Origin of the sequence: Cupriavidus sp. 2TAF22 (genome assembly GCF_052115045.1) — a bacterium.
Classification (GTDB): Bacteria; Pseudomonadota; Gammaproteobacteria; order Burkholderiales; family Burkholderiaceae; genus Cupriavidus.
This window is the reverse complement of the sequence record NZ_JBFRFX010000012.1, coordinates 105,898-119,191: the sequence shown is the minus strand read 5'-3', so window position 1 is coordinate 119,191 and position 13,294 is coordinate 105,898. Positions and strand designations below refer to the sequence as shown.

Annotated in this window: 9 protein-coding genes and 1 pseudogene; 6 read left to right on the top strand and 4 right to left on the bottom strand. The window is 69.4% G+C overall.

Annotated elements, in window-relative coordinates; translation table 11 throughout:
* Positions 1-22 precede the first annotated feature (22 nt).
* Both AB4Z48_RS16180 and AB4Z48_RS16175 read left to right on the top strand, forming a co-directional pair.
* Complete coding sequence (locus AB4Z48_RS16180) at positions 23-1,051, top strand: sensor domain-containing diguanylate cyclase (protein ID WP_441615633.1); 1,029 nt, start codon at positions 23-25, stop codon at positions 1,049-1,051.
* A 105-nt stretch (positions 1,052-1,156) separates the two neighbouring features.
* Positions 1,157-2,398 carry a tyrosine-type recombinase/integrase gene (locus tag AB4Z48_RS16175; protein ID WP_441615631.1) on the top strand — a complete coding sequence of 414 codons (1,242 nt, stop codon included), beginning with the start codon at positions 1,157-1,159 and terminating at the stop codon, positions 2,396-2,398.
* 7 nt (positions 2,399-2,405) lie between these two features.
* Here AB4Z48_RS16175 and AB4Z48_RS16170 read toward each other — a convergent pair whose 3' ends face one another.
* The 3 genes from AB4Z48_RS16170 to AB4Z48_RS16160 all read right to left on the bottom strand — a co-directional run bounded on the left by AB4Z48_RS16170 (position 2,406) and on the right by AB4Z48_RS16160 (position 6,005).
* Positions 2,406-4,244, bottom strand: coding sequence for an NAD(P)-binding protein (locus AB4Z48_RS16170; RefSeq protein ID WP_441615629.1), 1,839 nt, complete (start codon positions 4,242-4,244; stop codon positions 2,406-2,408).
* Positions 4,245-4,319: 75 nt separating this feature from the next.
* Positions 4,320-5,588 carry a cytochrome c gene (locus AB4Z48_RS16165; RefSeq protein ID WP_441615742.1) on the bottom strand — a complete coding sequence of 423 codons (1,269 nt, stop codon included), beginning with the start codon at positions 5,586-5,588 and terminating at the stop codon, positions 4,320-4,322.
* A 231-nt stretch (positions 5,589-5,819) separates the two neighbouring features.
* Positions 5,820-6,005 (bottom strand): DUF2970 domain-containing protein, encoded by a 186-nt coding sequence (locus AB4Z48_RS16160; protein WP_441615628.1) that lies wholly within the window; start codon positions 6,003-6,005, stop codon positions 5,820-5,822.
* A gap of 173 nt (positions 6,006-6,178) precedes the next feature.
* On the opposite strand from AB4Z48_RS16160, the gene AB4Z48_RS16155 reads away from it, so the two are divergent.
* Positions 6,179-7,609, top strand: coding sequence for an aminotransferase-like domain-containing protein (locus AB4Z48_RS16155; RefSeq protein WP_441615626.1), 1,431 nt, complete (start codon positions 6,179-6,181; stop codon positions 7,607-7,609).
* Between the two features lie 6 nt (positions 7,610-7,615).
* On the opposite strand, the gene AB4Z48_RS16150 is transcribed toward AB4Z48_RS16155, so the two are convergent.
* Positions 7,616-9,193, bottom strand: a complete 1,578-nt coding sequence (locus AB4Z48_RS16150; RefSeq protein ID WP_441615740.1) for an ABC transporter permease/substrate-binding protein — start codon at positions 9,191-9,193, stop codon at positions 7,616-7,618.
* A gap of 164 nt (positions 9,194-9,357) precedes the next feature.
* Here AB4Z48_RS16150 and AB4Z48_RS16145 point away from each other — a divergent pair, with 164 nt between their 5' ends.
* From AB4Z48_RS16145 to AB4Z48_RS16135, 3 genes and pseudogenes are all read left to right on the top strand, one after another.
* On the top strand, positions 9,358-10,437 hold the full coding sequence (locus AB4Z48_RS16145) for a LysR family transcriptional regulator (protein WP_441615624.1): 1,080 nt from the start codon (positions 9,358-9,360) through the stop codon (positions 10,435-10,437).
* A complete protein-coding gene (locus tag AB4Z48_RS16140) occupies positions 10,434-11,915 on the top strand; it encodes an NAD(P)-binding domain-containing protein (protein ID WP_441615622.1) in 1,482 nt (493 codons plus the stop codon). Before AB4Z48_RS16145 ends, AB4Z48_RS16140 begins: the two co-directional genes overlap by 4 nt.
* A gap of 72 nt (positions 11,916-11,987) precedes the next feature.
* Positions 11,988-13,144, top strand: a pseudogene (locus AB4Z48_RS16135) (CMD domain protein).
* The last annotated feature ends 150 nt before the right edge of the window (positions 13,145-13,294 follow it).

The window sequence follows — 13,294 nt, the reverse complement described above, 5'->3', positions numbered from 1 at the left end:
ATTCGATTCGCGTGGAATTAAATTGTCTTTCTCCTTCAATGATCACCCGGCTAGCCGTGCGCAGTCCTGTGAATTTCCAGGTTCCAGCACGAACGGAGAGTCGCCTGTCATTGAGTGGTTGCTTCATGACGATCAGGTGATGCGGGAATGCTTCCGACACGCCACCAGTATCTTGAAAGCGGTGACCGGCGCATCGATTGCTGCGATCTTGTTGCTGGACGCCGAGCATCAGCACTATCGCGCGGAGATCGGCCTGTCCGTTTTGCCAATACCTCGCAGGCAGTCGCTATGCAACTACGCCGTACAGAATGACGCGCTTTTTGTCGTCGAAGATGCCGGCGCGGACCCTCGCTTCGCCCACTGCGCACTCGTGCGGAACGCGCCTTTTGTACGGTTCTATGCGGCCATCCCGCTGCGGGGACCTGACGGCGAGATCGTGGGAGCCTTGTGTGCCATGGATGCGGCACCCGGCCGCATGACCGCCGCGCAAGCCGATGTCTTTCGCCATCTGCGCGCGATGATCGAGAACGATCTGAAGCTGCGAAGCGCGAATGCAACCGACCCGGGCACGCAATTGTTCAACCGGCGCTTCATGCTCGAAAGCATTCGCCGAAAGTGGGATGAGGCAGCAGACGGCGATGAGATGGGTGCAGTGATGGTCGATATCGACTGGTTCAAGCAATACAACGATACCTATGGGCATCAGGCTGGCGACGCGTGTCTGCGCCGGGTGGCTTCGGTCCTGCAGTCAATCGCTGATGAGCACCAGATGATTGCAGGGCGTCTGGGCGGTGAAGAGTTTGGGCTTCTGCTCTGCCGCCTGCCACCGCCGGCCCTGGAGGCGGCACTGGAAAAGCTGCGCGCCGGTGTAGCTCGCCTCGCGATTGCCCACCGCCGCTCCCCGGCCGGCGTGGTGACCGTCAGTGTCGGCGCGGCGGTGAGGCGCCGACTAGGCAGCACGGATTCCGCGCACCAGACAACGTTCGCGGCCGCCGATCGCGCGTTGTACAGAGCCAAGAACAACGGGCGCAATAGAGTCGTGATTCTCTAGCCAGTCCGAGGCGACCGCTCGACGCGCAACGCGAGGACGGCGTATTTGCGAGGTAGCTTCTGTCTATAATCACGCCTCGAATCGCCTGCAGATGGATTGCCATTCATGCCTGTCCCAGCCTCCGTCCCTGCCCTGCCCCTCGCCACGCTGCCGGCATCGCCGCTGGAACAACTCGCCCTGCCTCCCGCGCTATCGGGCGCCGACGGCAGCAACCGTGCCCGTGGCGGCGTCCCGCAGATCGCCGCGCAGGATGACGTGGCTGCCGTGGCTGCCTGGCTGGCGCGCTACAGCGGCACCCCCGCCACGCTGCAAAGCTACCGGCGCGAGGCCGAACGATTGCTGCTATGGGCAGTGATGCAGCATGGCAAGCCGCTGTCATCGCTGACGCATGAGGATCTGCTGGTGTACGAGCGCTTCCTGGCCGACCCGCAGCCGGCTGCTCGCTGGGTGATGACGTCGCGCAAGAAACTGGCGCGCGACGCGCCCGACTGGCGGCCTTTCGCCGGCGCGCTCTCCCCGGCCAGCGTGCGGCACGCGCTGGTGATCATCAACGCGCTGTTTGCCTGGCTGGTCGAAGCCGGCTACCTGGCCGGCAACCCGCTCTCGCTGGCACGCCGGCGGCGCGGCCATGCCAAGCCCCGGATCACGCGCTACCTGAGCCACGAACTGTGGCAAGCGGTAAAGGACACCATCGAAAGCATGCCGGCGCAAACCGAACGCGAGCGCCAGCACGCGGCGCGCTGCCGCTGGCTGCTGACGGTGCTGTACCTGGGGGGCCTGCGCGCGGCCGAGGTGGCCGACACTACCATGGGGGCGTTCTTCAGCAGGCGCGATGCGCACGGCGTCGAGCGCTGGTGGCTGGAAGTGACCGGCAAGGGCGGCAAGACGCGGCTGGTGCCTGCCACCGATGAGCTGATCGCGGAGCTGGCGCGCTACCGGCGCGCCTGCGGCCTGCCGCCCAGCCCGCTGCCAGGCGAGGCGCGGCCGCTTGTGCTGCCGGTGACCGGGCAGGCGCGCGCACCGCGCCCGCTATCGCGCGGCGCGCTGCACCTGGTGCTCAAGGAAGTGTTTGCACTGGCGGCGCAACGCCTGCGCACGCGCGGGCCCGAATGGGAAAGCCGCGCCGACCTGCTGGCCAGCGCCTCGGCGCACTGGCTGCGCCACACGGCTGGCTCGCATATGACCGATGGCCAGGTAGACCTGCGCTTCGTGCGCGACAACCTTGGCCATGCCTCGATCGCCACCACCAGCGGTTACCTGCATACCGAGGACGATGCGCGCCACCGCGCGACGGAGGCAGCCCACCGCATTGCGTGGACGGCGACGCCGCCGGATGCTTCGGACTAGGCCTGCCTCAGCCGCCCAGTTCCCCCACCGCCCGCCACGCCTGCTCGATTGCCGCCGTCATCGAAGGGCTGCCGGCGCTGTCGCTATTGGCGATGACCACATTGCCCGCGGCGGCGCGCGCGCGGTTCAGCGTGGCCTGCGCGGCGGCCTGGTCTTCGTATAGGCTGTTGGGCATGTAGCTGTAGCCGTGCGCCCAGCGGTTGACGGTGATGCCGCGGATAACGTCGCCGGACCGGAATCCGCCTCCCGCCAGCATGCGGTCGAGCTGGCCGCGGATGCCGGCTTCGAGCGCGTCGAACGGCGTGCCGAGGAGGAAGGCGCGCCCGGCGCGGAAGCGATCACGGGCCTGCATGCCGCTGTCGGGCACGGTGGGCACGTAGAGCATATGCAGCACCACGGGGTCGGACGGGCGCGCGCCGGCCGGGGTTTCCAGCCACAGGTCGGTGTAGGCCATGGCGGGCGCATGGATCCGGCGCGCCTTGAGCGCGGCAAAGGCCTGCCAGTTGTCGAGCGCCACCTTGCTGTAGACCACGGGTGCCTTCACATCCGAGCGCAGGGCCTGCTTCTGGGCTTCGGGCAGGCTGGGCATGATGAACGGGATCATCATGTTGTAGCCGGCCAGCACCACGTGCGCGGCTTCCACGCGGTGGAGGTTGCCGTTCCAGCCGTAGGTGACGCGCGTGATGCGCTGGTCAGGTTCGATGGCGATGGCGGTGCTGTTCAGGCGCACCCGGACCGTGGCGTCGTCGGTGTCGAGCCGGCTGTAGTCGAAGGCCGCCGTGCCGATGGCCTCGGGGCCCGCCCCCCTGGCGACGCCAGGGACCAGGCTCTGCACCAGCAGGCGTGCCAGCGAGGCGTTGCCATCAGGGAACCACAACGTGGAGGCGGCCGATTTGCCCAGACGCGGATCGAGGCTGGCCGGCGGCATGTTCTTGCCGCCCGGCAGGCCGATGCCGAGCGCGTCGAACACGGAGATGCCGTCCGCGTCGAGCGCGTAGGCGTCGTTGCTGCGGCTGCGGAAAAAGCGCTGGCCATCCAGGCCGAGGCCCGCCTTGTCGCGCAGGAAGACGGCGTACGGGGTGCGCTTGAGATAGGCCAGCCGCTCGGCATCGCTCATGCCGGGCAGGAAATCCGTGCCGCCATCGGCCAGGCGCGCCAGCGCGGCGCGCTCCTGCGGCGGCAGCGGCGCCTTGTCGAGGAAGGTCTTGAGCGCATCTGCGGAGGGCGGCTGCGCGCGCCCCGCGTTGCGCGCGTCGATGAGCTCGGCGAAGGGATCCCCGGCCACCAGTTGCTCGCGGCCAAAATGCTCGGCGTCGAAGAACACCGCACGGCCCATGCCGAGGTCACGGTAGGGATCGCGCGCCACCGGCGGCGGGCGCTTCGTCTCGACGCCAAGGCCAGCCAGCAGCGTGGCAACGGCGCGGCTATCCAGCGCGGTCGAGGGCATCTCGGCGCTGCCGCCATAGGTAACCAGCTTCCGCCCACGCACGGTGAACTCGTTGCGCTTGGCATGGCCGCCGAAATCGTCGTGGTTGTCGAGGATCAGTATGCGCTTGCCGGCGCCGAAGCGGCGCTGGTAGAACCACGCGGCCGCCAGCCCGCTGAGCCCGCCGCCCACCACCACCAGGTCGAACACTTCGCGCGCGAGCACGCCGGGGTATTTGGCGCCCTCGCGCGCCAGGCTGTGCGCCAGCGTATAGGTGCCGGCATGGTTGCCGCGCAGCCCCGTGAGTGCCGGCGGATAGACCGCGCCGCGCTCGGCGGCCTGCAGCAACTGGGCGGGCGCCAGGCCAGCGGCGATGGTCAGCGCGGCGCCGTTGAGGAAATCCCTGCGCGTAATGGTCATGTCGGGGTCGGGGTCATGTCGGGGTCGGGGTCATGCCGGTCTTTTGCTCTTCGCGTGCCCGGGCGTGGCGCGGGCTCAGCGCCCGCTCATCGCTTCCTTGTGGCGGCCGAGTTCGGCGCGCCGCGCGGCCACCGTTGCCTCGCTGACCGGGCTGGCGTTGTTGCCCCAGCCGCCGCGGATGAAGGTCAGGACGTTGGCCAGTTCCTGGTTGTCCAGCGTCCAGCCGTAGCCGGGCATGTGGTAGTCGGTGGCGGCCGTGCCCACCTGGGCCGTGACGGCGCCGTCGAGCAGCAGGCTGGCCAGCGCCGACGGGTCCGGGTCCATCACGGTGGGATTGCCCGCCAGCGGCGGGAACACCCGCGCGAAGCCCTTGCCGCCCGCACCGTGACAGGGCATGCAGAACTCCGCGTACTGGCGCGCTCCCGCGGTATCGAAGCGGCCCTGGGCGAGGCGGTCGGCAGTGCCGGCATCGTAGCGGTATGGCGCTTCGTCGCGCGCGCCGGGGATGGACTTGAGGTAGGTCGCCACCGCGTCGAGATCGGGCCGGCTCATGAACTGCGTCGACGACGCGATCACCTCGGACATTGGCCCGAACGAGGTGGCGTGCGCGTTGCGCCCGGTATGCAGGTACTCGGCGATTTCCTCGCGCGACCAGCCGCCCAGCCCGGTGCGCGGATCGCCGCGCAGGCTGGTCGAGGCCCAGCCGTCCACGCTGGCGCCGGCCAGGAAATGCCGGCTGCGCTCGTCGAGCCCGCGTTCAGCCATCAGCGTGCCGCGCGGCGTGTGGCAGGCACCGCAGTGGGCCACGGCCTGGACCAGGTAGGCGCCGCGCTGCCAGTCGGCGCTCTGGCCGGTGCCGGTGTGCACCGGCCCGCTCTCCAGGAACAGCCAGTTCCAGATACGCAGCAGCCAGCGCATATTGAATGGCCAGCGCATATCGGGCTCGGCGGTTTCGCTGCGCACCGGCTTCACCTCGGCGCGCAGGTAGGCATAGAGCGCCTGCACGTCGGGCTCATCGAGCCTGGCGTAGGACGGATAAGGCATGGCCGGGTAAAGCCGCTTGCCATGTTTCGCCACGCCCTGGCGCAGTGCGCGATCGAATTCCTGCAGGCTATAGGCGCCGATGCCGGTATCGGGCTCGGGCGTGATGTTGGTGGAGTAGACGGTGCCCACCCCGGTGCGCAGCGGCAGCCCGCCGGCAAACGGCGCACCGCCGGGGCTGGTGTGGCACGCCGCGCAGTTGGCGACCTTGGCCAGGTAGCGGCCGCGCTCGATCTTCGCGGTGTCCGCCGGCTGGGCGGCGGCGAGCGGCGCCAGGCCCGCGCACGATGCCAGCAGCAGCATGGCGCCGAGGGCACGGCGAACGTTCTTGCGCAGGCCGCCGGCCAGCAAGCTGATGTCGCTGATGTAACCGTTGGCAGCGGCGGGCCGCCCGGGGATGAGGCTCATGTCGTCATGTATCGTTGTCCGCACCATTGCACACGGCGCGCTTGCCGGCAGGCCAACGCAGCACAGCCCGCACGCGGCGGGCAAGTCTGTGCGCTGGCCGCGCGACCGGGCACGAAACCCACGCGCTCAGCCGTGCGTCACCGCCCAGTGCGCCAGCGTGAGCAACAGCAGCACCAGCCCGGCCGCCAGCACCACGCCGGTCAGGATCAGCGGCACCGGCCGCACCGCCTGCAAGTCGCGCATATGCTCCTCGCCACGGCGCAGGCCGAGGAATCCCCACAACACGGTGGTCACCAATCTCAAGGGGTTCATTTTGCTTTTCCTTCCTTGTACGTCCGGCCGCCGAGGGGAGATCCGGGTGCAAATCCTTTACGGGTTGGAACGGATTATGGCTGTTGCCGGCAAGCAATAACAGCATCAGATCTGCGATAATTTTGCGTATCAGTTTTGACAGCCCGCCGGACCACCCGGCTGTTGCCCAACCCATGAAGCGCTACGAAGAACTGGCGGAGACGCTGGCCAGGGACATCCGCAACGGCAATTTGCCGCCCGGCACCAAGATGCCGTCGATCCGCAAGACGGTGGCGCAGTACGCCGTGAGTCCGGCCACCGCCTTCCAGGCCTATTACCGGCTGGAAGAGCGTGGGCTGGTACGGGCGCGCGAGCGCTCGGGCTACTACGTGACCGGCCCGGTCGGACGCACGCTGCCGTTGCCGCAGACCGCGGTGCGGCGCACGCACCAGGTCTCCACCGACGTGGATATCTCCAAGCTGGTGTTCTCCGTGCTGGACGCCGCCCGCGATCCGCAACTGATCCAGCTTGGCTCGGCCTTCCCGTCGCCCGAGCTGTTTCCGTGGGAGCGGCTGGGCAAGTCGCTGGCGCGCGCCGGCCGTGAGCTCGATCCGTGGTATTCGGTCAACGACATGCCGGCCGGGCATCTGGCGCTGCGCCAGCAGATCGGGCTGCGCTACCTCGGCGCGGGCGCGCCCCAGCCGACCGAGGAGATTATCGTCACCAGCGGTGCGCTGGAGGCGCTCAACCTGTGCCTCATGGCGGTGACCCAGCCCGGCGACGTGGTGGCCATCGAATCGCCAGGCTTCTACGCCTCGCTGCAGGCGCTGGAGCGCCTGCGCCTGCGCGCGGTGGAGATCCCCGTGGACCCGAGCGAAGGCATCGATCTCGAGGCGCTGGAAAATGCCCTCGAGCGCCACCCCATCAAGGCCTGCTGGTTCATGACACAGTTCCAGAACCCGCTTGGGGCCAGCATGTCCGAAGCACGCAAGCAGGCGCTGGTGACGCTGCTGGCACGCCACCGCGTGCCGCTGATCGAGGACGATGTGTATGGCGAGCTGTACTTCGGCAACCGCTGTCCGCTGCCCGCCAAGGCCTTCGACCAGGAAGGCCTGGTGATGCATTGCAGCTCCTTCTCCAAGACGCTGGCGCCGGGTTTCCGCGTGGGCTGGGTGGCGCCGGGACGCTACGGCGATATCATCCAGCGGCTGCGCCTGATGACCACGCTGTCGGCCGGCGTGCCGACCCAGGTGGCGCTGGCGGAATACCTGCAGAACGGCGGCTACGACAAGCACCTGCGGCGCCTGCGCCATGTGCTGGAAATACAGCAAGGCCAGCTGATCGCGGCGATCGGCCGGCACTTTCCGGAATCGGTGCGGGTCTCGCAGCCGGACGGCGGCTACTTCCTCTGGGTCGAGTTTCCCGAGGGCTTCGACGCACTCGCCCTGCACCGCGCGGCGCTGGAGCACGGCATCGGCATCGCGCCGGGGCCGATCTTCTCGGCGCGGCAGGGCTACCGGAACTGCATCCGGCTGAACTACGGCCATCTCTGGAGCGATGCGGTGGAGAACGCGGTGGCGACGCTCGGCGCGCTGGCCAAGGCCCAGCTTCAGCTTCAGCGATAGCGCTGCTCAGTGCCTGCTGCCGGTGCGTCCGTGCCGGCCCAGGTACCACTCCGCCAGCTCGAAGCCGCCCTGCACCACCAGCGCCAGCACGGCGGCCGGGATCGCACCGGCCATCAGCAGCCTGTCGTCGTTCAGCGCCAGCCCCGTGACGATGCGCTCGCCGTAGCCGCCGGCGCCGACAAAGGCCGCAATGGTGGCCGTGCCCACGCTGATGATGGTGGCGGTCTTGACGCCGGCCAGCAGCACCGGCATCGACAGCGGCAGCTCTACATAGCGCAGCACCTGGCCGGGCCGCAAGCCCAGCGCGCGCGCCGCGTCGCGCATGCCGGCGGGCACCTGGCGCAGGCCGGTCAGCGTATTGCGCACGATGGGCAGCAGCGCATAGAGGAACAGCGCCACCAGCGCAGGCCATACGCCGATGCGCCCCATCAGCGGGATCAGCATCGCCAGCAAGGCCAGCGACGGCACCGTCTGCAGCACGCTGACCAGCGCCAGCACCGCCTGCCCCGGCCGCGGCCGGCGCGCCGCCACGATGCCCAGCGGCACGCCCAGCAAGGTGGCCGCGCCCACCGCGCCGAGCACCAGCCCCAGATGGCGCCATGTCAGGTTCAGCGTGTCGCGGCTGAACAGTGTGCCGGCGAGCCCGGCGCGCGCGCCCGCCGCCGTCTCGCCCGCCTCCACGCCGCCGATGCCGCGCGCCAGGAAATTGCGCGCCACGGTGACGAACGAGTTTCCGTCCAGTTCGGCGGCCGCGTTCATGGCGATCATGTCCGCCGTGCTGATCTTGCCGGCCAGCCCTTCGAGCGCCTGCCAGGCACCGGGAAATCGTTGCGGCACGTCGCGCCGGTAGAGCACCACGGCGTCATAGCGCGGGAAATAGTGACGATCGTCGGCCAGCACGCGCAGCCCGTACTTGCGGATCTTGGCGTCGGTGGAATAAATGTCGATCGCGTCGACCTGTCCGCTGGCCAGCGCCTCGTAGGCCACGCCGTGGTCCAGCCCGAGCGGCCGCTGCCGCAGGCCGTAGCGCCGGGCCAGGCCGGGCCAGCCGTCCGCGCGGCCCAGGAACTCGTGCGACAACCCCAGGCGGAGATCGGGATGCGCGGCCAGGTCATCCAGCGTCGCCAGCCCGAGCCGGCCCGCCTTCGCGCCTGCCATGGCCACCGCGTAGGTATTCTCGAAGCCGAACGCGATGCCCGCCGCCAAGCCGAGCGGCGCCAGACCCTGGTTGATCTGCTCGAGGCTGGCGCCGGCCGGCAGCCTGAGGATTTCGCTGGCGATGGTGCCGGTGTAGTCCGGGTAGAGGTCGATGCTGCCGCTCTTGAGCGCCTCGAACACGATCGCCGTGTTGCCCAGGCCAGGCGTGTTCTCCGTGCTGGCGTGGGCGGCCGCGGTCTGGCTGAGGATCTCGCCGAGGATATAGGACTCGGTGAAGCGCTTGGAGCCAACCCGCAGCGTATCGGCGCGCACCGGCGCCAACAATGCCAGCCACGCCAGCGCCCAGCACAAGGCCAGCGCCAGCCGGGGCCGCAATGGATACCGGCGGGCGAAACAAGGTTGCGGTGTCGAAGGCAGGCTTTCCATGAGCGGCGGCATGCGGATGGCGACGTCGGTTGATCGCATGATACGTGCTCGCCCCATGCGGCGCCTCGGCCATCTGTCGTAGCACGAAGGAATGCAAAAATAGTATTTGCAATCAGAATACTTAACGATGGAGAATGCTAAAACCACATACATCGTGCCAAACCATGGAAATCCGGCAGCTGGAAGCCTTCGCGGCAGTCATCACCAGCGGCAGCATCACGGCTGCTGGCCGCCTGCTGGGCCGCTCGCAGCCTGTCATCACGCGGCTGATCCAGGAACTGGAGGCCGAGATCGGCTTTGCGCTGTTCGTGCGCAGCGGGCCGCGCGTGACGCCGACCGAGCGTGGTTTCCTGCTGTACGAGGACGTGGAACATGCGCTGGTGGGCCTGAAGCAGATCCGTGCCCGGGCCGACGAGATCGCCCGCGACGCGAACCGGCCGCTGCATATCGCCGCCACGCCGGCGCTGGCGGCCGGGCTGCTGCCGCTGGCGCTCGCCGGGCGCCTGCCGGATCACGCCGTGGGCCAGGCCATGGGCCAGGCCGCAAACCAGGCCGGCCATCCCGCGCACGGTACGTATGGCGCGCATGGCGTAGCGGGCCAGTCCAGCCAGATCCATATCGATAGCCTGTTCCCCGAGAAGGTCGTGCATGCGGTGCTGACCGGCGCCGCCGAGATCGGCGTCACCAGCCTGCCGCTGGAGCATCGCGGCGTGACCGTGCACTGGATCGGACAGGCCGCCTGCGTGGCCGCGGTGCGCGCCGACGATCCGCTCGCCGCGCTGGCTGCGATTCCACTGTCGGCCTGCAGCGGCCGGCGCATCATCACCATGCACAACCCTTACCGGCTGCGCCGCCGCGTGGACGAAGGCTTTGCCCGCGCCGGGGTGACACCGGCCGCACTGATCAATACCAATTCGTCCTTCAATGCGCTGACCTCGGTGCGTGCCGGCCTGGGCATTGCCGTGCTGGAGCCGGTTACCGCGCGCGGCGTGCCGCTGGCCGACATCGTGGTGCGCCCGATCGATACCGACATTCCCTTTTACTTCGGCGTGATCACGCCCCAGGGCCGCCCGGCCAGCGCGGCGGTGCTGGCGCTGATCGACGCCCTGGCCGATGCAGCCCGCGCGCTGCTTCCCGACTTCACGCAGCGCGGCCCCGAAGAGCATAGCGCGCTGCTGCAAGCGCTCTATGGCCCCGCCGACGACGCGCACGCCTCCCAAGATACGGAAACGAACGAATCATGACCCTGACTGCCGACATCACCCCGGCCCGGCCGGCCGCCGCCGGCGCCGCCCAAGGCCTGGCCGCACTGGAAGCACGCCTACGTCAGGACCTGGCCTGGCTTGAGCTGCCCGCCAAAGCGTGGGTTCCCGCGCGCACGCATCAGGGCCAGCCGGTGCTCGACGTGGCGGTGGTCGGCGGCGGCATGGCAGGCATGGCCGCGGCCGCCACGCTCAAGCACCTCGGCATCGCGGTGCGCATCTTCGACCGCTCGCCCGAAGGCTTCGAAGGCCCGTGGGCCACCACCGCGCGCATGGAGACGCTGCGCTCGCCCAAGCAGCTCACCGGCCCCGCGCTCGGCCTGCCCGCGCTGACCTTCCGCGCCTGGTTCGAAGCGCAGTTCGGCACGCCGGCCTGGGAGGCGCTGGACAAGATCCCGCGCCTGCAATGGATGGACTACCTGCGCTGGTACCGCCGCGTGCTCGAACTCGATATCCGCAACGCGCACACCGTGGCGCGCGTGCTGCCGCGCGCCGACGGGCTGGTGGCGCTGGAAATGCGCACCCCTGACGGCATGCAGACCGTGCTGGCGCGCCGCGTGGTGCTGGCCACCGGCCGCGACGGCCTCGGCGGCGCCTATGTGCCACCCTTCGCGCAAGCGCTGCCGCGCGCGAGCTGGGCGCATTCCAGCGACGAATTCGACTACGGCACGCTGCGCGGCAAGCGCGTGGGCGTGATAGGCGCCGGCGCATCCGCCATGGACAGCGCCGCCACCGCGCTGGAAGCGGGCGCGGCCAGCGTGGACCTGCTGATCCGCCGCGCCGACATCCCCCGCGTGAACAAAGGCAAAGGCGCCGGCAACGCAGGCATGACGCATGGCTATCCGGGGCTGCCCGACGAATGGAAATGGCGCATCCGCCATTACATCAACGTGCAGCAGGTACCGCCGCCGCGCGGCAGCACCCAGCGGGTGTCGCGCCACGCGAACGCGCGCTTCAACCTCGGCTGCGCGATCGGGCGCATCGAGCAGGCCGGCGACACCTTGCGCGTCCATACGTCCAGGGGCGTGTTCGAGCTGGACTTCCTGGTGTTCTCCACGGGCTTTCGCATCGCGCTCGAGAGCCGCGACGAGTTCGCCGCCTTCGCCCCGCATATCCGCTACTGGCGCGACCGCTACGCGCCGCGCGCGGGGCAGGAAGACCAGGAACTGTCGGACTCGCCGGACCTCGGCCCCGCCTTCGAATTCCTGGAGACGACGCCGGGCGCCTGCCCGGGGCTGTCGCGCATCCACTGCTTCAACTACCCCGCGGCACTGACGCACGGCACCGTGTCGGGCGACATCCCGGCCATCAGCGATGGCGCCAGGCGGCTCGGCCAGGGCATTGCCGCGCTGCTCTACCAGGAAGACGTCGAGACGCACTACGCCAATCTGGAGGCGTTTGCCGAGCCCGAGGTCTTCGGCGACGAATGGGTGGCCGCCGACCCGCCGCCAGCGCGCTGATCCCGCCATCCGGACCAACCGATTCCCGAGCCAGAACGAAACCGTCAACCGAACCGAGACGAAGACAAGGTCATGACCCAAGCCAACCCCAATCCCGACGTGGTCGACCGCGTGGCCGGCATCGCGGCCGGCTCCGCCACGCATGCGCTGCGCCACCAGCGCGACAAGGTAGCAGCCGCCACCCAGGGCAGCTACGATGCCCTGTTCGATCCCGCCCTGCCCGGCCTCCCGCTGGCCGAGCGCCTGCTGGTCGCGCTCTATGCGGCACGCCTCACGCCCTCGCCGGAACTGGCCGCGCACTACCGCCAGCGCCTGGAGGCAGCCGGCGCCGACGCCGCACTGATCGAAGCCGCCGGACATGGTGATCCAGCCACGCTGGCCGACGCGCGCCTGCGCGCCATGCTGGCCTTCACCCGCACCTTGATCGAGAACCCGGTGGCCGGCGACGAAGCCGCGCTCAGGACGCTGCCCGCGGCGGGCCTGTCCACGCCGGACGTGGTGACGCTGGCGCAGCTGATCGCATTCCTGTCCTACCAGGTGCGGCTGGTGGCCGGCCTGAAGGCCCTCAAGACCCTGCAAGCCGAGGAGAACGCAGCATGAGCGCGCCCGCCAACTTGTCCGCCAACTTGCCCGCCAACGCACCCATCAAGGCCCACGGCTTCACCAACGAAGTGCTCGACTGGAAGGCATGGCTGGATGTGGCCCGGCTGGACCAGGCCACGCCCGCACAGATCGCGGTGCTGGAGGAAAGCCACCCCAAGGCCAAGGTATCCGACTACTACCTGTTCCTGGTGCACCAGCCCGAGATCCTGCGCCAGCGCTCCACCGCCTTCAACGCCATCATGTACGCCCCCGGCGGCATGGCGCGCGCCGAGCGCGAGCTGGCCAGCACGGTGGTGTCGCGCGTCAACGGCTGCGTGTACTGTGCCTCGGTCCATGCCCAGCGCTTCGAGCAACTGGCCAAGCGCAACGACGTGATCGCCCAGGTGTTCGAAGACCCGCGCGGCGCCGGCACCACCGCGCGCGAGCAGGCCATCGCGAAGTTCTCCATCGAACTGACCGAGCAGCCCGACGAAGTCAGTGCCGACAGCCTGCGCGCGTTGCGCGAAGTGGGCGTAAGCGACGCCGAGATCCTGGACCTGATCCACTCGATCGCCATCTTCGCGTGGGCCAACCGCCTGATGCTGAACCTGGGCGAGCCGGTGTTCCCGGCGCCGCAAGCCGCCTAGGCTGGCCGGGGGCGGGCACGCGCTGCCCGCCTGCCAACATGGCGCGCGCAAACTGCATGCCCGCCAGCAGGCGCCGCCGCGCCGCCCAGGTGCGCGAGCGCCGCCACGCAAGCAACGCCCGTCCCGCCAGCCCAGGCGCCATGGGGGTTG